This is a genomic window from Vibrio sp. 5S239 (assembly GCF_041439575.1).
GTDB lineage: Bacteria > Pseudomonadota > Gammaproteobacteria > Enterobacterales > Vibrionaceae > Vibrio > Vibrio kanaloae.
This window is the reverse complement of the sequence record NZ_JBGOOM010000011.1, coordinates 1-22,813: the sequence shown is the minus strand read 5'-3', so window position 1 is coordinate 22,813 and position 22,813 is coordinate 1. Positions and strand designations below refer to the sequence as shown.

Here is a 22,813-nt window from a genome sequence, read left to right as displayed (position 1 = left end):
TTCTGTAATTCGAAATTCGAAATTCGAAATTCGAATCTTACAGCTTGTCAGTTAGCTCGATTGCTTGACCGATGTAGTTCGCTGGTGTCATCTCTTTCAGGCGAACTTTCTCGTCTGCAGGGATTTCAAGACCGTCGATGAATGCACGCATGCCTTCGCCATCTACACGCTTACCACGAGTTAGCTCTTTTAGCTTCTCGTATGGCTTCTCGATACCGTAACGACGCATTACTGTTTGTACTGGTTCAGCCAGTACTTCCCAGTTCTTATCTAGTTCAGCAAGTAGCGCTTCACGATTAACTTCTAGCTTGCTAATACCTTTCAGAGTTGAAGTGTATGCAATGATTGCGTAGCCAACACCAACACCTAGGTTACGAAGAACCGTAGAGTCAGTTAGGTCACGTTGCCAGCGAGAAACTGGAAGCTTTTGTGCAAGGTGGCTAAATACTGCGTTAGCTAGACCAAGGTTGCCTTCAGAGTTTTCGAAGTCAATTGGGTTAACTTTATGCGGCATTGTAGAAGAACCGATTTCGCCAGCAATAGTCTTCTGCTTGAAGTGACCAAGAGCGATGTAGCCCCAAACGTCACGGTCGAAGTCTAGAAGGATCGTGTTGAAACGAGCAACAGCGTCGAATAGCTCAGCGATGTAATCGTGAGGTTCGATTTGAGTTGTGTACGGGTTCCAAGTTACGCCAAGAGATTCAGTGATGAACTCTTCGCTGAACTGGTGCCATTCAACTTCAGGGTATGCAGAAAGGTGTGCGTTGTAGTTACCTACCGCGCCGTTGATTTTCGCTAGGATCTCAACGCTTTCGATTTGCTTGTATTGACGTTCCATACGGTACGCAACGTTAGCCATCTCTTTACCCATAGTAGAAGGAGAAGCAGGCTGACCGTGTGTACGAGACAGTAATGGAATATCACGGTACTCGTTCGCAAGTGCTTTGATAGCATCAATTACGTTACGGATTTCTGGAAGAATCACTGTGTCACGAGCTTCTTTAAGCATGAGCGCGTGAGATGTGTTGTTGATGTCTTCAGAAGTACATGCAAAGTGAATGAATTCGTTAACTGCGTGAAGCTCAGGAACGCCAGCAACTTTCTCTTTCAAGAAGTATTCAACCGCTTTAACGTCGTGGTTTGTCGTGCGCTCAATTTCTTTGATACGCAGAGCGTCTTCTTCGCTGAAGTTAGCGGCTAGTTCATCAAGAAACTGGTTAGCTTCTGCACTGAACGCTGGTACTTCTTTGATTGCATCAGTTGCTGCAAGCTTTTGTAACCAACGAATTTCAACGATAGAGCGGTACTTTAGTAGTCCAAACTCACTAAAGATGCTGCGTAATGCAATAGTCTTACTTCCGTAACGGCCGTCTACTGGTGAAACAGCAGTCAATGCTGACAGTTCCATGGTGTTCTCCTGAATTGAGTTTTCTAAATTTTGAGAGGTTTATACCAGTAACAATCTCAATTGTCACGCACATTGCGCAATCGTTTGCGTGAGAGTTGTGTTGATATAAAAAACAAGCTCGCGACGAGGCGCGAGCTAATAAATTACATTCGAGCTAGTAGGATTTGAGCCTGCTCGATCATCTTCTTGCGACCGAAGATAAGATGGCGGCGTTTACCACCAACCTGGCGCCAAAGAACAGCGCTTCGAATTCCTGATAGAAGCAGCGCACGAACCTTATGTTGGCTCGACGTCTGTTGAAGTACAGCCGGCGTACCAGAAACCTGAATGCGCGGGCCGATTGGGCTCACTACATCTAGGTAGATGCTCGCAAGGTTGCTGATCATTTGCTCGTCAAATAGATCAAAGTGCTCAGTTTGACGTTCTGCAGTTTGAATGCGATCACCAAGCTGAGACATAGAATCGTTGCGAGAAGATAGCTTACGCTCAAGCGCCATTAAGCTGATGATGTAACGAGTGATATCGCTACCCGCTGGAGTACTATCGATACCTTTAACTAAGCACTCTAGGCCAAGCTTTAGGTTAGCTTCTCGGCCAAACACACCCACGGTATTCGCTGGGTTGGTATTTACAATGGCACTGAGTGAAGCTTCGAAGGCATCTTTATCACAATGGCCGTCTTTCGCTACTTGTTGAACCAAAGCCACAGCTTGGCAAATTCCGGCGAAAGCAATAGTACGGTCATAAAGTGTATTAGCCACGTAGTAACTCCTAGTTGTCTTCTATCGTTTGTCGTTTGATTGATTAGATGCGCTTTTCGATGATACCACCACCAAGACATACTTCGCTTTGGTAGAATACCGCTGATTGGCCTGGGGTCACAGCAATTTGTGGCTCATCAAAGATAACCTTAATGTTCTCATCATCAATTGGGATGATTGTACAAGGAATATCGGTTTGACGGTAACGTGTTTTTACCGTGCATGTCATAACTTCAGTAATTGGTGTGCGATTTACCCAATGAAGCTGAGATGCGATCAAACCTTCTGATTTCAGAAGCGGGTGGTCTTTGCCTTGTACTGCGATCAGTACATTACGCTTAAGGTCTTTTTCACCAACAAACCATGGTTCTTCATTACCGCCACCACCTTTGGTGCCGCCGATATGTAGGCCTTTACGCTGACCTAGCGTGTGGTACATCAAGCCTTGGTGTTGACCAATCACTTGGCCTTCTGGTGTTTCTATGTTACCCGGTTGTGCTGGTAGGTATTTGCCAAGGAACTCTGTAAACTTACGTTCACCAATAAAGCAGATACCTGTTGAATCTTTCTTCTTCGCGGTGATCAAGTCTTGTTCTTCCGCAATGCGTCGCACTTCAGGCTTCTCTAATTCACCAACAGGGAATAGGCTGCGTGCTACTTGATCTGAACTAAGCGTATATAGGAAATAGCTTTGGTCTTTGTTGCTGTCTAGGCCACGTAGCATTGCTGGCTTAATGCCAGCATCTAGCTCTTCTTGAGTAGGGAAAGTACGACGAACGTAGTGACCCATCGCTATATAATCTGCGTCTAGCACTTCATCCGCAAACTCTAAGAATGCTTTGAATTTGATTTCTTTGTTACAAAGGATATCAGGGTTAGGAGTACGACCTGCTTTGTATTCTTCAAGGAAGTATTCGAATACGTTGTCCCAATATTCTGCAGCAAAGTTGATAGTGTGAAGGTGGATACCTAATTTGTCACATACCGCTTGAGCATCAGCAAGATCTTCAGCTGCCGTGCAGTACTCTTCGTTATCATCTTCTTCCCAGTTTTTCATGAAAAGGCCTTCTACCTGATAGCCTTGTTGCTGAAGAAGATACGCCGATACTGACGAATCTACACCGCCGGACATACCGACAATTACTTTCTTTTCGCTGTTTCCAGAGCTGATATCTGACATGTCTAAACACCGTTACTATTACTTGGTCGCAGATTCTAACAGAAAGAGAAACGCCGTGACAGATCCGAGACCGGAATCACAGTTTCATTTGCACAAAATAGTGCGCTGACTTTGTTAGAGAATTGCATGAGAGCGAGGTGAGTCGCTAGGATGTCAGAAGTATATGTGGCATAGTCGCTCGAAATCCAAGACCTGAGATAAAAAATGTCTGAACAAAATGAATTTATGCAAGAAGAAGAGTTGATTGAGATTATTGAAAATCAGCTTGAAGATGGCGAACCTGTAAAAGTAAAAGAGACGCTAATGCGTTTAATGATGACAGGCACTCCTCGTGAAGAGGCGATTGCGGCGATGGCATGTGCATTGGCTATTGAAGTGTTTGATGTAATGAAGAACGGTGCAGAGTTTAATCAAAAGCGTTATGCCGAGCATTTAGGAATGCTGCCTGATCTAAGCTTTATGGAAGGCGAATAAAAAAATAGTTCGGCAAACGTTTGCTATAGTTTGAAAGATTGCCGCGTTAAATATAGCGCGGTAGAATCCGCCACCTATTTCCCCTTGACTTAGACTAGCCCTATGAAATTCCCTGGACAACGTAAATCAAAGCATTACTTTCCGGTTCACGCACGTGACCCTCTAGTGAGCCAAGCTCAAAGTAGTAAAAGAATGTCACGCACTCATATTATCGGTATTGACCAAACTTTGGTGGATATTGAAGCAAAAGTGAGTTCCGAACTTATTGAGAAGTATGGTTTAAGTAAAGGGCATTCATTGGTTATCGGTGACGAAGCCGCTGAGTCTTTATATCAAGAATTAAAAGAGCATTGCCTAATTACCAATGAGTACGCTGGTGGCACAATTGGTAATACATTACACAATTATTCCGTACTGGCGGATGATCGCTCAACACTGCTTGGTGTAATGAGTCAAGATATTAAGATTGGTAGCTATGGTTACCGTTATTTATGTAATACATCAAGCAGAATGGATCTGAACCACTTACAAGGGGTAGATGGCGCAATTGGTCGCTGCTTTGCATTAATTACAGAAGATGGTGAACGTACTTTCGCAATCAGCGAAGGTCAGATGAACCAATTAAATCCAGAAAGTATTCCAGAGAAAATTTTCAAAAGTGCTTCTGCTTTAGTATTAACGGCATATTTAGTTCGTTGTAAGCCAGGCGATCCTATGCCTGAAGCAACAATGAAAGCTATTGAATATGCGAAAAAATATGATGTGCCCGTTGTTTTAACGTTAGGTACAAAGTTCGTTATTCAAGATGATCCTGAATTTTGGAAAGACTTCTTAGAGCAACACGTAACGGTTGTTGCAATGAACGAAGATGAAGCAGAAGCCCTAACCGGTGAAAGTGATCCGCTTGCTGCCTCAGACAAAGCGCTAGAGTGGGTGGACTTAGTTCTCTGTACGGCTGGCCCTGTTGGCCTATTCATGGCGGGTTACACTGAAGATGCAGCAAAGCGTGAAACATCACTGCCTTTACTTCCTGGTTCAATTGCAGAATTCAACCGTTTTGAATTTAGCCGTCCTGCGCATAAAGATTTATGTGAGAACCCGACTAAGATCTATTCTCATATTGCCCCTTACATGGGTGGCCCAGAAACGATCAAAAATACCAATGGTGCTGGTGATGCGGCGTTGTCTGCTCTATTACATGATATGGCGGCAAATAAATACCATAAAGAAAATGTACCAAATTCGAGTAAGCACCAACATTCATTCTTGACGTACTCTTCTTTCTCACAAGTTTGTAAATATTCAAACCGTGCTAGTTATGAAGTGTTAGTTCAACACTCACCACGTTTATCTCGTGGTCTTCCTGAAAGAGAAGATAGTCTAGAAGAAGCTTACTGGGAAAGATAATACGCTTTACTTATCAAATCCATTTCTAGTGATGAATTTTAAATATAAAAAAAGGCTTCGAAAGAAGCCTTTTTTATTTCTGAATATATTGAAGCCGTAAATAATACTTTGGTCGACTGTAATATTAATTCAATTGCTGAGTGTGTGGTGAGTCACCCAGTGAAGGTTTAGCTAGATTGCAAACTCTTCTAGAGATTTACCAGCATCTAGTTGCTCTTGGATAGCTGAAGGCGTACGGCCTTGACCTGTCCAAGTTTTCTCGTTGCCGTTTGCGTCTACGTATTTGTATTTCGCTGGGCGAGGAGCGCGTTTAGCTTTAGTTGTTTTAGATTTTGCTTCACCAGAAAGAGCTGCAATAAGATCGGCAACATCAATTCCGTCTTTTGCAATTTGTTCAGCGATAGCAGAAAGCTTAGCTTCTTGTTCTGCTTTAGCAGCACGTTCTTCAGCTTCAGATTCTTGACGCTCTTGTACAACAATAGTTAGCTTGTCTAGCGCTTCTTCAAGTTGCTCAAGAGTTAATTCACGTGAGAATGCGCGAAGGCTGCGGATATTTAATAAAGTTTTTGTTAATTCAGACATGATATTTCCCATCAAGGTAAACCAAATAATCCTGCTAATAATAAACAGAGCACAGGAATAAAACAAATAGTATTTCTAGTAAAGGTTATTTAAATATAAAAGTGAGATGAATAGTTGAAAATGAAGAGATACATTCCTCTATTGAATTTCTAATAATCATTAGAGTATCTAAAAATAGATATGTGACTTGTAGAGCAGCAACCTTATGTTGATTATTTTCTGGTATTACGTCACTAACAAACCCCTATTTTTCTCGGAATGATATGTTGCATTGTTGCTTTTGATGGGTACAATTGCGGCTACCTGATGCGATGCTTCAGTTAATTTATTGTTAAACTCTGGTTTCAATGGTTAATGATGTTATCGCACGTAGAGGTGCAATTATGAAGAGTAGTTATCGTTGGGGTGATGCCAATGAACGAGAATGAAAGGTGTAATTGCCGAAGTAAATTGTATATCTAAGCAATTTGCTGGGGTTGTGCTCAATAGGTACAACACTGCCATAGTCTTAATTTTAAACTATGGAGCGCTACTGTAGGGTTGGGTGAAGTGTTCACTTCCCTTTCGCTTAGTTCAACATGAGCTTGATAAATCGTATCAAGTTTATCTGCAGTAGATCTCTAGCCAAATAAAAAACTGGTTCTTGAAGATCATGAATTTAATAGATTTCGCAACATCACCTTTATCTTTGCTTCCTCCACTTGTGGCTTTAAGTCTTGCTATTGTTACCCGTCGTGTATTGGTTTCTTTGGGGGTTGGTATCGCTATGGGGGCTATTTTACTTGCTGACTATTCAGTAGGAAACGCAGCTAGCTACGTGTTTACCAAAGCTTCAGGAGTTATCATAGAAGATGGTGGTATTAATACATGGAACATGAGCATTATTGCATTCCTAATTATTCTTGGAATGACAACTGCACTGTTAACACTGTCTGGCGGTACTCGTGCATTCGCTGAGTGGGCTCAATCCCGTGTTAAGAGCAAACGTGGTTCAAAACTACTTGCTGCTTTCCTAGGTGTATTCATCTTTGTTGATGATTACTTCAATAGCTTAGCGGTAGGTGCTATCTCTCGCCCTGTCACAGACCGTTTCTACGTATCGCGCGCTAAGCTTGCTTATATTCTTGATTCTACTGCGGCTCCAATGTGTGTGATCATGCCAGCTTCTAGCTGGGGTGCGTACATCATTACTATTATTGGTGGCATCTTAGTAACACACGGTGTGACAGAGTATTCTGCGCTGGGTGCTTACGTTCGTCTTATTCCAATGAACTTCTATGCGGTATTTGCACTTCTTATGGTGTTTGCCGTTGCATGGTTCGGCTTAGACGTAGGTAAAATGCGTGAACATGAAATTGAAGCATCTCAAGGCCGCGGTTTTGACGGAGACAACGATCAAAAGCAAGCTCACGATCTAAACGAAGAGCTAGATATTAAAGAAAGCGATAATGGTTCTGTATCTGATCTAGTGATGCCAATCGTATCGTTAATTGTAGCGACCGTTGCTGCAATGCTGTACACAGGCGGCCAATCGCTGGCTGCTGATGGCCAAGCATTCAACCTTCTAGGTGCATTCGAAAACACTGATGTAGGTAAGTCTCTTGTTTATGGTGGTATTATTGGCCTGTTGTTTGCGTTAGCAACCGTGTTCAAGCAGAAGCTATCGATGTCTGACATTGCAAGAACGATGTGGATTGGTGCAAGCTCAATGTTTGGCGCTATCTTGATTCTTGTGTTTGCATGGACAATCGGTTCTGTAATCGGCGACATGAAAACAGGTTCGTACTTATCATCTCTAGCGACGGGCAACATCGACTACCACTGGCTACCTGTTATTTTGTTTCTTCTTGCTGGCCTGATGGCATTCTCAACAGGTACCTCTTGGGGTACGTTCGGTATCATGTTACCTATCGCGGGTGATATGTCTGCAGCATCTGATATCGCGCTAATTTTGCCGATGCTCAGTGCGGTTCTGGCTGGTTCTGTATTTGGTGACCATTGTTCTCCTATCTCAGATACAACGATTCTTTCTTCGACAGGGGCTCGTTGTAACCATATTGATCACGTTGCAACTCAGCTTCCTTACGCATTGTCTGTGGCATTCGTGTCGTGTATCGGTTTCATTACCCTAGGTATGACTGCATCGATTGCTATTGCATTTAGCTCTGCATCTCTAGCATTTGTTTCTGTATGTTTTGTATTAGCTTATTTCTCTCGTAGTAAAATGGCGAAGTGCAAAAGCTAATCTGCACTTGATTTAATAATGAAAAGGGAGACTGTGGTTTCCCTTTTTTGTGCCTGCTGAATGAATTTTAAATTTAGTGAAAAAAGTTAAAATTAATAGTTGAAAAAGGATGTCAGCTTAGTTAGTGTGGATACAAGTCAGCAAACAACCTAAGAGCCGATTAAGTATGCGTAAATTAGTAATGAACATTCATCACCATCATCACCCTATCTAGTCTTTCGGGGAGATTTACGTATACCCGGGAGCAAGAATTCTCCCGGAGGTTAAGTCAGAAAATTTAGATTTAAACCCTCGGGACGACAAAGTCTTCCGAGGGTTTTTTAGTTTTAGCGCTTTAAATAATCAATAAATTCAAATATTTGCACAGGGATACAGCAATGCAGACACAACGCCTAAGAATCGCAATACAAAAGAAAGGTCGCTTAAGTAAAGAGTGCCAAGAGCTACTAAAAAAATGTGGTGTTAAATTTAACATCATGGGTGAGCGCCTAGTGGTTCACTCACTAAATATGCCAATCGACTTGTTGCTTGTTCGTGATGACGACATACCGGGTCTTATCATGGACGGTGTGGTTGATTTAGGCTTCATTGGTGAAAACGAACTAGAAGAAGTTCGTCTAGACCGTGTTGCTCTAAAAGAGCCATCAGAGTTTCGCACACTACGTCGTTTAGATTTCGGTGATTGCCGTCTTTCTATCGCTATCAATAAAGACGAAGAATACAACGGCCCACAAGATCTCGCGGGCAAGCGTATTGCGACCACTTACCCACACCTGCTTAAAGCCTACATGGACGATCAGGGTGTTGAATTCAGCACTTGTATGCTAACAGGCTCGGTTGAAGTTGCTCCTCGCGCAGGTTTAGCTGACGCTATCGCCGATTTAGTTTCTACTGGCGCAACGCTAGAAGCGAATGGCCTAAAAGAAGCAGAGGCTATCTTCCAATCTAAAGCAACGCTGATTCAACGTGTTGGTGACTTCGACGTAGACAAAACCGCACTGATTGAAAAACTACTGACTCGTATGCAGGGTGTTCAACAAGCGAAAGAGTCGAAGTACATCATGCTCCACGCGCCAACGTCTCAACTAGAGCAAATTAAAGCGCTATTGCCTGGGGCTGAAGATCCTACAGTTCTTCCTCTATCTACAGACAAAGACAAAGTTGCCGTTCACCTAGTCAGTACTGAGAACTTGTTCTGGGAAACTATGGAACAGCTTAAAGAGTTGGGTGCAAGCTCGATTCTAGTATTACCAATCGAAAAAATGATGGGGTAGTGATGATGAGAACCGTTGTTTGGCAATCTTTAAGTGAATCACAGCAAGACTCGGTATTAGAGCGTCCAGCCATTACTGAAGGTGCAAACATCACAGTGACAGTTTCTGATGTGATTGCAAAAGTACGAAATGAAGGCGATGCTGCGCTTAAAGAACTGACTGAGAAGTTTGATGGTGTGACTCCAGAATCGATTCGAGTCAGCTCGGGTGAGATCGAAGAGGCGTGTGCTCGTCTAACACCAGAGATGAAGCAAGCGCTAGAACAAGCTTATAGCAATATTGCGAAGTTCCACGAAGCTCAAAAGCCACAGCCTATTAAGGTTGAGACACAGCCTGGTGTTGTATGTGAGCAGGTGACGCGTGCGATTAATACTGTTGGCCTTTATATTCCAGGTGGCAGTGCACCACTTCCTTCAACGGTTCTTATGCTAGGTGTACCCGCTCAAATTGCAGGTTGCCGCAAAGTTGTACTTTGTTCGCCTCCGCCAATCGCTGATGAAATATTGTACGTTGCTAAGCTTTGTAAAATCGACGAAGTTTACAATGTCGGTGGTGGTCAAGCCGTTGCTGCAATGGCTTACGGTACTGAGAGTGTTGCTAAAGTTGATAAGATTTTCGGCCCAGGTAATGCCTACGTAACGGAAGCGAAGCGTCAAGTGAGTAATGATTTTCGTGGTGCGGCGATTGATATGCCTGCCGGTCCATCAGAAGTGTTAGTGATTGCCGATGAAACCGCTGATGCAGACTTTATTGCTGCGGATCTATTGAGCCAAGCGGAACATGGTCCTGATTCTCAGGTTGTCCTGGTAACACCATCTCCAGTGGTTGCAGACCAAGTAACGGATGCGGTGCAGAAACAACTGAAAGAGTTGTCTCGCGCTAATATCGCTCAGCAAGCCTTGGCATCTAGCTTGATTATCATCTCAGAATCAATCACTCAAGCTATCGCAATTTCGAACTTCTACGGGCCTGAGCACTTGATTGTTCAGACCAAGAACCCACGTGAATTGCTGCCATTGTTGGATAACGCGGGTTCTATCTTCCTGGGTGACTGGTCTCCGGAATCTGCAGGTGATTATGCATCTGGCACAAACCACGTACTACCGACTTACGGTTACACCAAAACGTATTCGAGCTTAGGTTTAGCGGATTTCTCTAAACGTATGACAGTACAAGAACTAACAGCCGATGGCTTGAAAGGCTTAGCACCAACAGTCGTGACGATGGCTGAAGCCGAAGGTTTGGATGCTCACAAGCGTGCTGTGACTATCCGAGTTGAAAAATTAAATAAAGAGAATTAAGGGCAGGGCATGGAAAAGTTAGCAAGAAAAACAGTTCAGGCTCTTACACCTTACTTGTCTGCAAGACGAATTGGTGGCAGCGGAGATATATGGTTGAATGCCAACGAATCTCCATTTGATAACGAGTACAACATAAACCTATCTCGTCTTAACCGCTACAGCGAATGTCAGCCAAAAGAGTTGATTGATGCTTACGCTCAATATGCAGGTGTAACGCCGGAGCAAACACTGACAACACGTGGTGCTGACGAAGGTATTGAACTTTTGATTCGAGCTTTCTGTGAGCCGAACGAAGATGCGATCCTTTACTGTCCTCCGACTTACGGCATGTACGCAGTGAGTGCGGAAACCATTGGTGTTGAACGTAAAATCGCGCCTTTGACGTCTGAATGGCAATTGGATCTTCCTGCTATTGAAGCGCAACTAGACAACGTAAAAGTCGTGTTTGTTTGCAGTCCAAATAACCCAACCGGCAATTTGGTTAATCGAAAAGACATCATAAAGCTGCTTGAAATGACGCAAGACAAAGCGATTGTTGTAATGGATGAAGCGTATATCGACTTTTGCCCGGAAGCGTCAACCGTCGATTTACTTGAACAATACCCGAACCTTGCGATTCTACGTACTCTTTCTAAAGCTTTCGCATTAGCCGGTTTACGCTGTGGCTTTACTTTAGCAAATCAAGAACTGATCGATGTTCTATTGAAAGTGATTGCGCCATACCCTGTGCCAATCCCTGTTGCTGATATTGCTGTTCAAGCACTTTCGGAACATGGGCTTGCAAGAGCGAAGTACCAAGTTTTGGATCTAAGTGCTAACCGAGCGTATTTGCAAGCGGGTTTATTGGGTATACCTCAAGTGACGGTCTTTGATGGTTGGGGTAACTACTTATTGGTTAAATTCCCGAATGGCGATGAGCTATTCAAAGCGGCTTGGGACACTGGCATTATCTTACGTAACTCGCCAATCGAAGATTGTGTTCGCATTAGTATTGGTAACCGCGAAGAGTGCGAAAAGACACTCGGATTCATTCGTAACTTTTTTCAGTAACGAACGCTTACCAGTAATCACATTGGTCAGTTGTGTTTAATCAACATGACTGGCAAATGAATCAGACATTTGGGTTAGCGGTTGATTTTAGCTAGGCCACCAGATTTAAAATTAAAAGGAAGTTCAAGTGAGTAAACAACAGAAAATACTTTTTATAGACCGTGATGGCACCTTAATTGTTGAGCCGCCAGTCGATTTTCAAGTAGACCGTTTAGACAAACTAAAATTCGAACCGCTCGTGATTCCTAGCTTGTTAGCATTGCAAGATGCAGGCTACCGCTTAGTGATGGTCACTAACCAAGATGGTCTAGGTACCGATAGCTACCCACAAGAAGATTTCGATGCACCACACAATATGATGATGGAGTTCTTCGAATCTCAAGGCGTTAAGTTTGACGATGTTCTTATTTGCCCTCACTTTGATGAAGACAACTGTTCTTGCCGCAAGCCTAAGTTGGGTATGGTTAAAGAGTACCTACAGGGCGGTAAAGTAGACTTCCAAAAGTCAGCCGTGATTGGTGACCGAGTGACAGATCTTCAACTTGCTGAGAACATGGCAATTCGCGGTATTCAATATGGCCCGGATGCAGAAACGGAAGGCACGCTTAACTGGCCACAAATCGTTAAAGATCTAACGGTTAACGCTCGTGTTGCTGAAGTAGTTCGTACCACTAAAGAAACCGATATCAAGGTGGCAGTAAACCTTGATGAAACTGGTGGCAACAAGATCGATACGGGCATGGGCTTTTTTGATCACATGCTTGATCAAATCGCTACCCATGGCGGTTTCCAAATGAACCTAACTGTGAAGGGTGACCTACATATTGATGATCACCACACTGTGGAAGACACCGCACTTGCATTAGGCCAAGCACTTAAAGATGCGTTAGGTGAAAAGCGTGGCATTGGCCGTTTCGGTTTCAGCCTACCAATGGATGAATGTTTGGCTCAGTGTGCGTTAGACCTATCTGGTCGTCCGTACCTAAAATTTGATGCTAAGTTTAGCCGCGAGCAAGTGGGTGATCTTTCAACTGAGATGGTGGTTCACTTCTTCCGTTCTCTAACCGATACACTGGCTTGTACGTTACACCTTTCTTCTAGTGGCAATAATGATCACCACATAATTGAGAGCCTATTTAAAGCGTTTGGTCGTACTCTTCGCCAAGCAATTAAAGTTGAAGGTAACGAGTTGCCAAGCAGCAAAGGCGTTCTGTAAGGCTAACGTTAGCAAGGAAAAACAATGAAAGATCAAAAAATTGTCATTATTGATACTGGTTGTGCCAACGTTTCTTCGGTGAAATTTGCCATTGAGCGTTTAGGCTATACAGTTGAAATTTCAAAAGAACCAGAAGTGGTACTTGCCGCCGACAAGCTATTCCTACCCGGAGTCGGAACTGCAAGTGAGGCAATGAAGAACCTACAAGAGCGCGACCTTGTTTCTCTTGTGAAGCAAGTGGAGAAGCCTCTACTAGGTATCTGTTTAGGTATGCAGCTGTTAGGCAAATTATCTCAAGAAAAAGGCCAAAAAGCCGACGAAATAGTTGAATGTTTAGGCTTGTGTGATGGTGAAGTTCGTTTACTTGAAACGGGCGACTTGCCATTACCACACATGGGTTGGAACACCGTCACCGCAGCACCTAATCACCCTCTATTTAAAGACATTGAAGAAGGCGAATACTTCTACTTTGTTCATAGCTTCGCAATGCCTGTGGGCGACTACACAATCGCACAATGTGATTACGGTAATCCGTTCACTGCGGCGGTTCAAAGTGGCAATTATTATGGTGTTCAGTTCCACCCAGAACGATCTTCGAAAGCTGGCTCTAAGCTGATTCAGAACTTCTTGGAATTGTAATAAGGATTAGGCAGCGGCTAACGTTGCCCTATAAGGAATGTAAATGATTATTCCCGCGTTAGATTTAATTGAAGGCCAAGTAGTTCGCTTATTCCAAGGAGACTACGGGCAAGTAACAGAATACAAAGTAGACCCAGTAGAGCAGTTTAATCTGTATCACCAAGCTGGGGCTGGTTGGCTGCACCTTGTTGACTTAACGGGCGCAAAAGACACAACGGCTCGTCAGTTAGACTTGATTGCTAAGCTACTGGCTAGTACGCCTGCGAACATCCAGATTGGTGGTGGCGTGCGTAACGAACAAGATGTCGTTGATCTGCTAGAAGCTGGCGCACAGCGCGTTGTGGTTGGCTCTACAGCAGTTAAGCAACCAGAGTTGGTGAAAGGTTGGATGGAGAAGTACGGCGCGGAAAAAATCGTGCTTGCTCTGGACATCAACATTGACGAAAGCGGCACACGCAAAGTGGCGATTTCAGGTTGGCAAGAAGATTCAGGCGTGACCATTGAAGCGCTAATTGAAGACTACCTCACGGTTGGTCTTAAACACGTTCTGTGTACCGACATTTCACGTGATGGCACGCTAGAAGGATCAAACGTAGAGCTTTACGTTGATCTTTGTAAGCAGTACCCACAAGTTCAGTTCCAATCATCGGGCGGCATTGGCAGCCTAGCTGATATCGAAGCGCTTAAAGGCAGCGGCGTTGCGGGTGTGATTGTGGGTCGTGCGCTACTTGATGGCAAGTTTACCGCAGAGGAGGCATTTGCATGTTGGCAAAGCGAATAATCCCTTGTTTGGATGTCCGTGACGGACAAGTGGTGAAGGGCGTTCAGTTCCGTAACCACGAAATCATTGGCGACATCGTTCCGTTAGCACAGCGCTATGCGGAAGAGGGCGCTGATGAACTGGTATTTTATGACATCACCGCATCAAGTGACGGTCGCGTGGTTGATAAGAGCTGGGTAAAACGCGTAGCTGAAGTGATCGATATTCCTTTCTGTGTGGCTGGTGGTATTAAATCAGCGGAAGATGCAGCGCGCATTCTTGAGTTTGGTGCTGATAAAGTATCGATCAACTCTCCTGCACTAGCTAACCCTCAGTTGATCACTGACCTTGCTGATAAGTTCGGCGTGCAGTGCATCGTTGTTGGTATCGACTCATACTTCGACAAAGAGACCGGTAAATATCAGGTTTACCAATTTACTGGCGATGAAGCGCGTACTAAAGCAACCAAGTGGGAAACCAAAGATTGGGTGAAGGAAGTACAAAAGCGTGGCGCAGGTGAGATTGTGTTAAACATGATGAACCAAGATGGTGTTCGTAATGGCTACGATATTGATCAGTTAAACATGGTACGCGAAGTGTGTAATGTACCTTTGATTGCGTCTGGTGGTGCGGGTGCGATGGAACACTTTGCTGAAGCCTACAAGAAGACAAACGTGGACGGGGCGCTAGCGGCTTCGGTATTCCACAAACAAGTCATCAATATTGGTGAACTTAAACAATACTTAAAACAACAAGATGTAGAGGTGCGACTATGAGTTTTGAAACCGCAAGCTTATCAAAAACAACAGTAGGCGCATTGTCAGAGCGTATTAACTGGGAAAAAGTCGATGGCTTAGTGCCAGCCATTGTTCAAGATTACCAATCTAGCCAAGTGTTAATGATGGGATACATGAACCCAGCAGCACTGGAGAAAACCGGTGAAACGGGACACGTTACTTTCTTCTCTCGTACTAAAGAGCGTTTGTGGACCAAAGGCGAAACGTCTGGCAACGTGTTAAAGCTGCAAAATATTGCCTTGGACTGTGACAATGACACCTTGCTGGTCAAGGTTAATCCCATTGGCCCAACGTGTCATACTGGTACAACAACATGTTGGGATGTAGATAAACAAGAAGAATCTCAGATGGTGTGGCTTCATCAGCTTGAGCAGCTACTGGCTGCCCGCAAGGACGCAGACCCTGAGTCTTCTTATACTGCCAGTCTATATGCCCGTGGCACCAAGCGTATTTCGCAAAAAGTGGGTGAAGAAGGCGTTGAAGTCGCGCTTGCGGCGACGTCGGGCGATAAGGCGGAATTAGTGTGTGAATCAGCAGATTTGATTTACCACCTGCTTGTATTGCTACAAGACCAAGGTCTATCTATGGATGACGTTATCAACAAGCTGAAAGAGCGCCATAAGTAAGCTCTCTTTAGAGTCATAGAACTGCCTAGAAGGCAGACAAAAGCCCCGTAGACAGCCATGTTTACGGGGCTTTTTAGCTGGCCTTTCCGAGGAGCCTTAGTGACTTAAAGGATCTCATTCAGTGCTTTGTTACCTTAAACGTTGGTCTTACCCGCAGCACTTTTTATACTTTTTTCCACTGCCACAGATACAAGGGTCATTGCGACCGATCTTAAAGCTCTCCACCGTTTGATTTAAGCGAGGATCTACCTCCGGCTGCGTGGTTTCTTCCTGTTCGGGGAAGGTGCCATCAATGTAGTACCAAAGACCGCCTTCACGAACGAAACGTGATCGCTCTTGCATACAAAATTGTGAATCGCCGTCGTTGAAGTAAGCTTTAAACTCAACGAAACCTTCGTTCTCGTGTGAACCTGCAGCAGTATTGATGACTTCTAAGCCCGCCCAACCACTGTTGATAGATTCGGCAATGCCTTCTCTTTGTGCTTCTGCATTACAGCTAGGGTGGTAGGTAGCAACGACATAATCAACCAAACCCAACACGTGCGCTGAATAACGAGAGCGCATTAGTTGCTCGGGTGTTTCAATATTTTTGTGGTCAAGGTGTGCCGATTCACAGCACTGTTGGTAAGTGTTTTGGCTACCGCATGGGCATAAAGACATAGTCTGGTCCTGTAAAAATGGCCTCTAGTAAGAGGCCATAAATGAATGCGTTGAAGTTTAACAAGAAATGACTACTCACCAAAGTTTAGTTTCTATCGAAGCAGTTGTGAGGCGACTATTTTAATGGAGGTGATAACAGTTCTTGAGCCCAAGTTGTGGCTTCATCATAAGCTTGGCCGAGTTGAGTTTCACTTAAGTTAAGCAGTTTTCGAATACGCGTTGCTTCGTCCCACTCAGCCTGCTCATAAGCGATGACCATTGCCATGATCGCTCCTAACACGCCTTTTCTTTGTATCAAAGCCTGCTTGATCTCTTCATCAATGGGGACTGAGTCCAAAACGTGCTTCAACGGTTGGTCAAATAGTGAATCGAGTAGGGAGAACATACCAGTCAAAAAGGCTTGTCCGGGTTCGACTTTTACATTCATCTTTTCTACCAATAGTTCACACTGACGAGCACGCAGTACTGCTAAACCATAAAGTGAGTCTGGTTTATCTTCTTTCGCTGATGCAATCGCCACAAGTGAGACAAACTTCCGCAGCTTTTGTTCTCCAAGAAAAATAAGCGCTTGTCGGAATGAACGAATCATCGTTGCTGAACCGCCGGCGGAGTTCACGTAGGTGAGTAGCTTATAAGAAAGTGTCACATCCAAGGTTATCAAGCGTTCTACTTCACTAAAATCAATGGGATCATGAGCTATTTCTTTTAACAACTGAACGATAGTTAAAAAGGCAGGATTTAGAGCTCGAGTTTGAATCATTTCTGGTTTACTAAAGAAATAACCTTGAAAATAGGTAAAGCCTGCTTGATTCGCCTCTTGATACTCATCGTAAGTCTCGACTTTTTCAGCAAGAAACTTGATATTCAACCCTTTTAACGAGGTCATGAACATCGAAGCTTTCTCAATTGAGATCTGGCGGATATCAAATTTGATAATCGATATGTAGGGTAAGAAACGCTTCCAAGCTTTGCTTGGCACAAAATCATCTAATGCGATGGTGTAGCCCGCATCATAGATAGTCTTGATTGCTTCAAGTAATTCGTCTGTTGGTTCGCAGTCTTCAAGCACCTCTACAACGAGGCTTTCTTTGGGGAACAAAGTAGGAACTAAGTTAATCAAGCTTGCATAAGGAAAGTTAACGAACCCAAGCCTATCACCCAGTGTATTGTAGTGAGTTGACAAGAAGTGATCTGAAAGTAAACGACTAGTAGCGAGCTCCGGTTCTACTTCAGGGAAAGTGTTCTTAGGACCATCCCTGAATAGCAACTCGTAACCTATGGTTTTTTTGTCTGTGTCGAGTATTGGTTGACGTGCTACATATGAATATTTCAACTTGGTACTGTGTTCGGTTTATTTCTGATAGAGAAATGATAGCTAATTCGGTAGAAATTACCATCTACAATCTTAGAAAGTCTGATCGATAATTATAATCAAAGTAAAAGTTTAAGAGTAATGTTGAAAGCTATTGCCAAACTCTCGATTCTGTAGTTCAAAACCTTTTGGAGTGAAGACTAAAACTGAGCCTTGCGTGTACCAATCACCAAGTACTATACGTGTTTTAGTGCAGCTATTGGCATTAAAGGTGTGGATGTCGGGGCGGTGAGTATGTCCGTGTATCATTAAATTTACGTGGTTTTGCTCCATCACACTTTCAACTTCTTGTTGCGTCACATCCATGATGTCTAAAGATTTAGTCTGTTTGTCATCTTTGATATCAGATTGAACTTTAGAGACGATCTTCTTTTTAATAAAAAACGGAATTTTATTGAAGATCCATTGTAACCAAGGTTGATGAACTTTTTCTCTAAAGGCGAGATACTTTACATCTTCGGTACATAAGGTATCACCATGCAACACAACTGCTTTTTGTCCGTAGATATCGATCGTCGATACTTCGTTTAGAAGTTGCACGCCTGTTTGTTTGGCAAATTTTTTGCCGACGAGGAAATCACGGTTACCTTGAGTGAAGTAGCAAGGTACCCCCGTTTTTACTAGGTCAATAAACGCTTGGCGTATGGAAGTCGCGAACTCACTTTTGTCGTCGTCACCAATCCAGAACTCGAAAAGGTCACCTAAGACGTAGAGAGCATCTGCTTCTATCGCTTCGTTCTTCATAAATGTTAGGAAGCAGTCAGTGATGTCTTGTCTTGACGGAGTAAGGTGCAGATCTGAAATAAAATATGTTTTCATAGGTCCAAAAAAGGGAGCAATTCGCTCCCTATATCCTGATTTTATCGGCTCATCAATTATTAATATTAGGGCGTGTTGAGCTTTCTCGGTCATATTTCATTGGAGATCAACACGCTCTAACTGAAAGCGATGAATTAAGCTTCGATTGTAGTACCAGTGATGATCACTTCTTCTAGAGGTACATCTTGGTGCATGCCCATAGAGCCAGTGCTCACACCTTTAATCTTGTTTACGATGTCCATGCCTTCAACAACTTCAGCAAATACACAGTAGCCCCAGCCGTCTAAGCTTTCGCTACGGAAGTTAAGGAAAGAGTTGTCGTTCACGTTGATAAAGAACTGAGAGCTCGCTGAATGCGGTTCCATAGTACGAGCCATTGCAAGTGTACCTACTTTGTTAGTTAGGCCATTGTTTGCTTCGTTCTTGATTGTTGCGCGAGTCGCTTTTTCTTTAAGGCCAGAAGTCATACCGCCGCCTTGAATCATGAAACCATCGATAACACGGTGGAATAGTGTGTTGTCGTAGAAACCGTCACGGCAATACTGTAGGAAGTTTGCGCTTGTTTCTGGTGCTTTTTCTTCGTTAAGTTGAACTTTGATGTCACCAAAATTTGTGTGAAGGATGATCATGATTGTTACCTTACTGTCTTTTTAATATGAAGTTCGAATTCTAGCGCATGTTGGCTGACTTTCAAATCACCAAATTATTCACTTAACGGGGTTGTTTAAGCTAATTACTGCTTTGGGGGATTACCTAATTACGCATGAATTGATATACTTACTGTCTTATTTTGATTAATACACAAATATAGATAGAGATCATGCTGAAAATTTATAACACACTCACAAGACAGAAAGAGGAATTCAAACCAATTACAGCTGGTAAAGTCGGCATGTATGTCTGTGGGGTAACCATCTACGATCTCTGTCACATTGGTCATGGCCGTACGTTCGTCTCTTTTGACGTCGTAACTCGTTACCTGCGTTACCTTGGTTACGATTTGAACTTTGTTCGTAACATCACAGATATCGATGACAAAATCATCAAGCGTGCTAACGAGAACGGTGAGTCTTGTGATTCTCTTACTGAGCGTCTGATCAATGAAATGTATGCCGATTTTGATGCTCTGAACATGAAACGCCCAGATGTTGAGCCTCGTGCCACAGAATTTATCACTGAAATTGTCGAGCTAGTAGAAAAACTAATTCAACGTGGTTTTGCTTATGTAGCAAGCAACGGTGATGTGATGTTTGAAGTGAAGAAGTTTGACGAGTACGGCAAATTGTCTAAGCAAGATCTTGAGCAGCTTCAAGCCGGTGCTCGTGTAGACGTTGATTCTGCAAAACGTAGCCCATTAGACTTTGTGCTTTGGAAAATGTCTAAGCCAGGTGAACCTACATGGGAATCTCCATGGGGGCCTGGTCGTCCAGGTTGGCACATTGAATGTTCAGCAATGAACTCTTCTATACTTGGTAATCATTTTGATATCCACGGCGGTGGTTCAGATTTACAATTTCCTCACCACGAAAATGAAATCGCGCAATCTTGCTGTGCGCATGGCACTCAGTATGTAAATACTTGGATGCACAGTGGTATGGTGATGGTAGACAAAGAAAAGATGTCTAAGTCGTTAGGTAACTTCTTCACTATTCGTGATGTATTGGCACATTACGATGCTGAAACGGTCCGTTACTTCTTAATGTCTGGTCACTATCGTAGCCAACTCAACTACAGTGAAGATAATCTGAACCAAGCGCGAGCTTCACTAGAGCGTTTATATACGTCACTTCGTGGCTTAGATTTAACGGCTGCTCCTGCTGGTGGTGAAGAGTATGTAACTCGCTTCTCGACAGCGATGAACGATGATTTCAACACTCCTGAAGCGTATTCAGTATTGTTCGAAATGGCTCGCGACATTAACCGTATTAAGACTGAAAGTATCGAGAAAGCCAGCGCTCTTGGTGCGTTGATGCGTGAATTAGCGGACATCATTGGTATTCTTCACCAAGACCCAGAAGCTTTCCTAAAAGGTAATGCAGTGGATAATGATGAGGAAGTCGCTGAAATCGAAGCATTAATCAAACTGCGTAATGATTCCCGTGCTTCCAAGGATTGGGCGAACGCCGACCTTGCACGTGATAAATTGAACGAGTTGGGTATTGTTCTGGAAGATGGTCCAGAAGGGACGACATGGCGTCGTAAGTAAATTCTATATAGAGAGGGCTGATTGTCAGCCCTTTTTTTTAAGCAAAAACTCTTTTATTTCTCCTTTATCTAACAGGAATATTTCTGTGGCTCAGATGTATTTTTATTACTCGGCAATGAATGCGGGTAAATCAACAACGCTTCTTCAATCTTCATTCAACTATCAAGAGCGCGGTATGACGCCTGTGATCTTTACTGCAGCGTTAGATGACCGCTATGGCATTGGTAAAGTGAGCTCGCGAATTGGTCTGCAATCTGAAGCTCAACTTTTTATGAATGACACGAATTTGTTTAATGCGGTTCAAGAGCTAAACGAAATAGAAAAACGCCACTGTGTATTGATCGATGAGTGTCAGTTTTTATCGAAAGAGCAGGTGTACCAATTAACTGAAGTGGTCGATAAACTGCATATCCCAGTGCTTTGCTACGGTTTACGTACTGACTTTCTGGGGGAGTTATTTGAAGGTAGCCGTTACTTATTATCTTGGGCCGATAAACTCGTAGAACTAAAAACGATTTGCCACTGTGGCCGTAAAGCGAACATGGTGATTCGTACTGATGAGCACGGGGTGGCTATTGCTGAAGGTGACCAAGTTTCCATTGGTGGTAATGACCAATATGTTTCTGCTTGCCGTCAGCATTATAAAGAAGCGTTAGGAAAATAGCGGCTCTTTAATCGGTGTGGTTAAAACTAAAAACGGTGGCCAAGAGCCACCGTTTTACTTATTGAACTACTAATTCTGCTTTATATCAATCGTCGTAAATAACTGGTCACTCTAGCTTGCTAAACACTCGAAAATGTCAGCTTTGCTCCTGCGCTATTTATGATCACTTAGTGTGATTGGTATTATTCGAAGCCCAATTTCTTCAATGCTTGATAGGCGTGGTCAACATCGTTGGGAATAGGCATCTCAATCTGAAATCCCTGGATTGGGTATAATTTTATTCTCTCAAAATCGGCAATTAACGCGCCTAACACCATATCTAATGGCAGCTCTTCATTATAATAATCGTCCCAATTTCTCCATTGTGAAGTCACAGTGAGTTCCGAAGCTTCGTCAGGCCATTGTTTACTGAAAGTAGCGTAAGTACGTTTCTCCATAAAGGGTTTCTGTACCAAGGTAAGTCGCTTCGGTGATAGCCCGCGTTGTTTGAGCAACTCGTAAGTAAAGCGTACATTCTCACCCGTATTGGTTGCGTACTTTTCAATAATAATATCTGAGTCGGGTACGCCACAATCTCTTGCGATAGCCGCAAATGTTTCGGCTTCTGAGAGATCAAAAACCTCTTCGGTAAAGCGTCCCACACCACCAGAAAAAACGATATAAGGTGCTATTTTTTTGTGATAAAGCTCAGATGCGTATTCAGCCACACGAGTATCATTACTGCACAAAACAAAAATACAGTCAGAAGGCTTTACCTTGTGACCCATAGACATAAAATTCCAAAGGGTGTCGATCGCGCGGTGTAGTTTAATGCTGGGATCTTTCTTCGCTGTAGATAGTTCAGTCATGAAGTGCGTCCAATGTGGATTCGAATTTAAACGAATAACCTAAGTCGAGAATCTTTTTCGATGAGATCAGCTTGTCGGGTGTATCGACAACTGGTGGTAGAGGCTCGCTGCTGTTGGCGCTTTTCAGTGCCGCGGCATAAAACTCCGCCTTACTTACAGTATTTGGGGTGGTCACATTAACAACTTCATTGTGTAGGTGGTTAATGGCGAAGTCGATAGCACCGATAGCATCGTCAAGGTGAAGCATATTGGCTGGGGCTTGGGTACTGACCTGTTTCAGTTTACTTGCAAACCTTGATGGATGACGACTAGGCCCAATCAACCCACTAAAACGTAAAATGGTGTAGTCGATCCTGGAATCTATCACCAATTGTTCCGCTTGCAGCATAACTCGTGCGTTATCGGAAAACGAATACGTTTGTTCGTCGTCTGAAATGGCAAGGGTGAGTGAGGCATCTTCCTCTTTTAATGTCGGGTGGACGACACTTGTTACCAAGTGCCGTCTCCCTAAGAACCCAGCGTGC

At 43.5% G+C, this 22,813-nt stretch carries 22 protein-coding genes, 1 pseudogene, 1 riboswitch and 1 other annotated feature; of the genes and pseudogenes, 13 read left to right on the top strand and 10 right to left on the bottom strand.

The window, feature by feature from the left end; translation table 11 throughout:
* Positions 1–37 precede the first annotated feature (37 nt).
* The 3 genes from purB to mnmA all read right to left on the bottom strand — a co-directional run bounded on the left by purB (position 38) and on the right by mnmA (position 3,349).
* The gene (gene purB, locus ACED48_RS10735; RefSeq protein WP_017057059.1) at positions 38–1,408 is read right to left on the bottom strand and encodes an adenylosuccinate lyase; all 1,371 of its coding nucleotides are present in this window, start codon (positions 1,406–1,408) and stop codon (positions 38–40) included.
* Between the two features lie 143 nt (positions 1,409–1,551).
* A complete protein-coding gene (gene hflD, locus ACED48_RS10730) occupies positions 1,552–2,169 on the bottom strand; it encodes a high frequency lysogenization protein HflD (RefSeq protein ID WP_017057060.1) in 618 nt (205 codons plus the stop codon).
* Positions 2,170–2,212: 43 nt separating this feature from the next.
* Positions 2,213–3,349 (bottom strand): tRNA 2-thiouridine(34) synthase MnmA, encoded by a 1,137-nt coding sequence (gene mnmA, locus ACED48_RS10725; RefSeq protein WP_017057061.1) that lies wholly within the window; start codon positions 3,347–3,349, stop codon positions 2,213–2,215.
* Positions 3,350–3,553: 204 nt separating this feature from the next.
* Between mnmA and ACED48_RS10720 the strand changes: the two genes are divergently transcribed.
* Together ACED48_RS10720 and ACED48_RS10715 are read left to right on the top strand one after the other, a co-directional pair.
* Positions 3,554–3,823 carry a hypothetical protein gene (locus ACED48_RS10720; protein WP_010439986.1) on the top strand — a complete coding sequence of 90 codons (270 nt, stop codon included), beginning with the start codon at positions 3,554–3,556 and terminating at the stop codon, positions 3,821–3,823.
* Between the two features lie 102 nt (positions 3,824–3,925).
* A complete protein-coding gene (locus ACED48_RS10715) occupies positions 3,926–5,230 on the top strand; it encodes an inosine/guanosine kinase (RefSeq protein WP_017057062.1) in 1,305 nt (434 codons plus the stop codon).
* Positions 5,231–5,401: 171 nt separating this feature from the next.
* On the opposite strand, the gene ACED48_RS10710 is transcribed toward ACED48_RS10715, so the two are convergent.
* Entirely contained in the window at positions 5,402–5,812 is a 411-nt protein-coding gene (locus ACED48_RS10710; RefSeq protein ID WP_017057063.1) for an H-NS family nucleoid-associated regulatory protein, read from the bottom strand.
* Between the two features lie 362 nt (positions 5,813–6,174).
* Positions 6,175–6,352: riboswitch (Lysine riboswitch) on the top strand.
* 112 nt (positions 6,353–6,464) lie between these two features.
* On the opposite strand from ACED48_RS10710, the gene ACED48_RS10705 reads away from it, so the two are divergent.
* The 9 genes from ACED48_RS10705 (at position 6,465) to hisIE (ending at position 15,720) form a co-directional block, all read left to right on the top strand.
* Positions 6,465–8,057, top strand: a complete 1,593-nt coding sequence (locus ACED48_RS10705) for a Na+/H+ antiporter NhaC family protein (RefSeq protein WP_017057064.1) — start codon at positions 6,465–6,467, stop codon at positions 8,055–8,057.
* 189 nt (positions 8,058–8,246) lie between these two features.
* Positions 8,247–8,382, top strand: a sequence feature (His leader region).
* Between the two features lie 52 nt (positions 8,383–8,434).
* Positions 8,435–9,331 carry an ATP phosphoribosyltransferase gene (gene hisG, locus ACED48_RS10700; RefSeq protein WP_017057065.1) on the top strand — a complete coding sequence of 299 codons (897 nt, stop codon included), beginning with the start codon at positions 8,435–8,437 and terminating at the stop codon, positions 9,329–9,331.
* Positions 9,331–10,632: a histidinol dehydrogenase gene (hisD, locus tag ACED48_RS10695; protein ID WP_029627080.1), complete on the top strand. Its 1,302-nt coding sequence runs from the start codon at positions 9,331–9,333 to the stop codon at positions 10,630–10,632. Before hisG ends, hisD begins: the two co-directional genes overlap by 1 nt.
* Positions 10,633–10,641: 9 nt before the next feature.
* Positions 10,642–11,682, top strand: a complete 1,041-nt coding sequence (gene hisC / locus ACED48_RS10690) for a histidinol-phosphate transaminase (RefSeq protein ID WP_017057067.1) — start codon at positions 10,642–10,644, stop codon at positions 11,680–11,682.
* Between the two features lie 127 nt (positions 11,683–11,809).
* Positions 11,810–12,898 carry a bifunctional histidinol-phosphatase/imidazoleglycerol-phosphate dehydratase HisB gene (hisB, locus tag ACED48_RS10685; RefSeq protein ID WP_017057068.1) on the top strand — a complete coding sequence of 363 codons (1,089 nt, stop codon included), beginning with the start codon at positions 11,810–11,812 and terminating at the stop codon, positions 12,896–12,898.
* A gap of 24 nt (positions 12,899–12,922) precedes the next feature.
* Entirely contained in the window at positions 12,923–13,537 is a 615-nt protein-coding gene (gene hisH, locus ACED48_RS10680) for an imidazole glycerol phosphate synthase subunit HisH (RefSeq protein ID WP_017057069.1), read from the top strand.
* 43 nt (positions 13,538–13,580) lie between these two features.
* Entirely contained in the window at positions 13,581–14,318 is a 738-nt protein-coding gene (gene hisA / locus ACED48_RS10675) for a 1-(5-phosphoribosyl)-5-[(5-phosphoribosylamino)methylideneamino]imidazole-4-carboxamide isomerase (RefSeq protein ID WP_017057070.1), read from the top strand.
* Positions 14,300–15,073, top strand: coding sequence for an imidazole glycerol phosphate synthase subunit HisF (hisF, locus tag ACED48_RS10670; RefSeq protein ID WP_017057071.1), 774 nt, complete (start codon positions 14,300–14,302; stop codon positions 15,071–15,073). Before hisA ends, hisF begins: the two co-directional genes overlap by 19 nt.
* Positions 15,070–15,720, top strand: a complete 651-nt coding sequence (gene hisIE, locus ACED48_RS10665) for a bifunctional phosphoribosyl-AMP cyclohydrolase/phosphoribosyl-ATP diphosphatase HisIE (protein ID WP_017057072.1) — start codon at positions 15,070–15,072, stop codon at positions 15,718–15,720. The genes hisF and hisIE overlap by 4 nt, the downstream gene beginning before the upstream one ends.
* Positions 15,721–15,867: 147 nt before the next feature.
* Here the strand turns inward: hisIE and ACED48_RS10660 are convergent, their stop codons facing one another.
* From ACED48_RS10660 to ACED48_RS10645, 4 genes are all read right to left on the bottom strand, one after another.
* Positions 15,868–16,380 (bottom strand): YchJ family protein, encoded by a 513-nt coding sequence (locus tag ACED48_RS10660; protein ID WP_017057073.1) that lies wholly within the window; start codon positions 16,378–16,380, stop codon positions 15,868–15,870.
* A gap of 115 nt (positions 16,381–16,495) precedes the next feature.
* Entirely contained in the window at positions 16,496–17,713 is a 1,218-nt protein-coding gene (locus ACED48_RS10655; protein ID WP_029627081.1) for an EAL and HDOD domain-containing protein, read from the bottom strand.
* 111 nt (positions 17,714–17,824) lie between these two features.
* Positions 17,825–18,571, bottom strand: coding sequence for a UDP-2,3-diacylglucosamine diphosphatase (gene lpxH, locus ACED48_RS10650; protein ID WP_017057075.1), 747 nt, complete (start codon positions 18,569–18,571; stop codon positions 17,825–17,827).
* A 134-nt stretch (positions 18,572–18,705) separates the two neighbouring features.
* On the bottom strand, positions 18,706–19,200 hold the full coding sequence (locus ACED48_RS10645) for a peptidylprolyl isomerase (RefSeq protein ID WP_017057076.1): 495 nt from the start codon (positions 19,198–19,200) through the stop codon (positions 18,706–18,708).
* A gap of 191 nt (positions 19,201–19,391) precedes the next feature.
* Between ACED48_RS10645 and cysS the strand changes: the two genes are divergently transcribed.
* Positions 19,392–20,777 (top strand): cysteine--tRNA ligase, encoded by a 1,386-nt coding sequence (gene cysS / locus ACED48_RS10640; RefSeq protein ID WP_017057077.1) that lies wholly within the window; start codon positions 19,392–19,394, stop codon positions 20,775–20,777.
* 85 nt (positions 20,778–20,862) lie between these two features.
* Positions 20,863–21,441 carry a thymidine kinase gene (locus tag ACED48_RS10635; RefSeq protein ID WP_017057078.1) on the top strand — a complete coding sequence of 193 codons (579 nt, stop codon included), beginning with the start codon at positions 20,863–20,865 and terminating at the stop codon, positions 21,439–21,441.
* A gap of 182 nt (positions 21,442–21,623) precedes the next feature.
* On the opposite strand, the gene ACED48_RS10630 is transcribed toward ACED48_RS10635, so the two are convergent.
* Both ACED48_RS10630 and ACED48_RS10625 read right to left on the bottom strand, forming a co-directional pair.
* Positions 21,624–22,289 (bottom strand): YdcF family protein, encoded by a 666-nt coding sequence (locus ACED48_RS10630; protein WP_017057079.1) that lies wholly within the window; start codon positions 22,287–22,289, stop codon positions 21,624–21,626.
* Positions 22,282–22,813 (bottom strand): annotated as a pseudogene (locus ACED48_RS10625) (SDR family NAD(P)-dependent oxidoreductase); the annotation flags it as partial. The pseudogene ACED48_RS10625 and the gene ACED48_RS10630, both read right to left, overlap by 8 nt.

Excerpts from the sequence above, each read along its gene's own strand:
- purB (WP_017057059.1), bottom strand. The coding sequence starts at position 1,408 with ATGGAACTGTCAGCATTGACTGCTGTTTCACCAGTAGACGGCCGTTAC.
- mnmA (WP_017057061.1), bottom strand. The coding sequence starts at position 3,349 with ATGTCAGATATCAGCTCTGGAAACAGCGAAAAGAAAGTAATTGTCGGT.
- ACED48_RS10720 (WP_010439986.1), top strand. The coding sequence starts at position 3,554 with ATGTCTGAACAAAATGAATTTATGCAAGAAGAAGAGTTGATTGAGATT.
- ACED48_RS10715 (WP_017057062.1), top strand. The coding sequence starts at position 3,926 with ATGAAATTCCCTGGACAACGTAAATCAAAGCATTACTTTCCGGTTCAC.
- ACED48_RS10710 (WP_017057063.1), bottom strand. The coding sequence starts at position 5,812 with ATGTCTGAATTAACAAAAACTTTATTAAATATCCGCAGCCTTCGCGCA.
- ACED48_RS10705 (WP_017057064.1), top strand. The coding sequence starts at position 6,465 with ATGAATTTAATAGATTTCGCAACATCACCTTTATCTTTGCTTCCTCCA.
- hisG (WP_017057065.1), top strand. The coding sequence starts at position 8,435 with ATGCAGACACAACGCCTAAGAATCGCAATACAAAAGAAAGGTCGCTTA.
- hisC (WP_017057067.1), top strand. The coding sequence starts at position 10,642 with ATGGAAAAGTTAGCAAGAAAAACAGTTCAGGCTCTTACACCTTACTTG.
- hisH (WP_017057069.1), top strand. The coding sequence starts at position 12,923 with ATGAAAGATCAAAAAATTGTCATTATTGATACTGGTTGTGCCAACGTT.
- hisA (WP_017057070.1), top strand. The coding sequence starts at position 13,581 with ATGATTATTCCCGCGTTAGATTTAATTGAAGGCCAAGTAGTTCGCTTA.
- hisF (WP_017057071.1), top strand. The coding sequence starts at position 14,300 with ATGTTGGCAAAGCGAATAATCCCTTGTTTGGATGTCCGTGACGGACAA.
- hisIE (WP_017057072.1), top strand. The coding sequence starts at position 15,070 with ATGAGTTTTGAAACCGCAAGCTTATCAAAAACAACAGTAGGCGCATTG.
- ACED48_RS10660 (WP_017057073.1), bottom strand. The coding sequence starts at position 16,380 with ATGTCTTTATGCCCATGCGGTAGCCAAAACACTTACCAACAGTGCTGT.
- lpxH (WP_017057075.1), bottom strand. The coding sequence starts at position 18,571 with ATGAAAACATATTTTATTTCAGATCTGCACCTTACTCCGTCAAGACAA.
- ACED48_RS10645 (WP_017057076.1), bottom strand. The coding sequence starts at position 19,200 with ATGATCATCCTTCACACAAATTTTGGTGACATCAAAGTTCAACTTAAC.
- cysS (WP_017057077.1), top strand. The coding sequence starts at position 19,392 with ATGCTGAAAATTTATAACACACTCACAAGACAGAAAGAGGAATTCAAA.
- ACED48_RS10630 (WP_017057079.1), bottom strand. The coding sequence starts at position 22,289 with ATGACTGAACTATCTACAGCGAAGAAAGATCCCAGCATTAAACTACAC.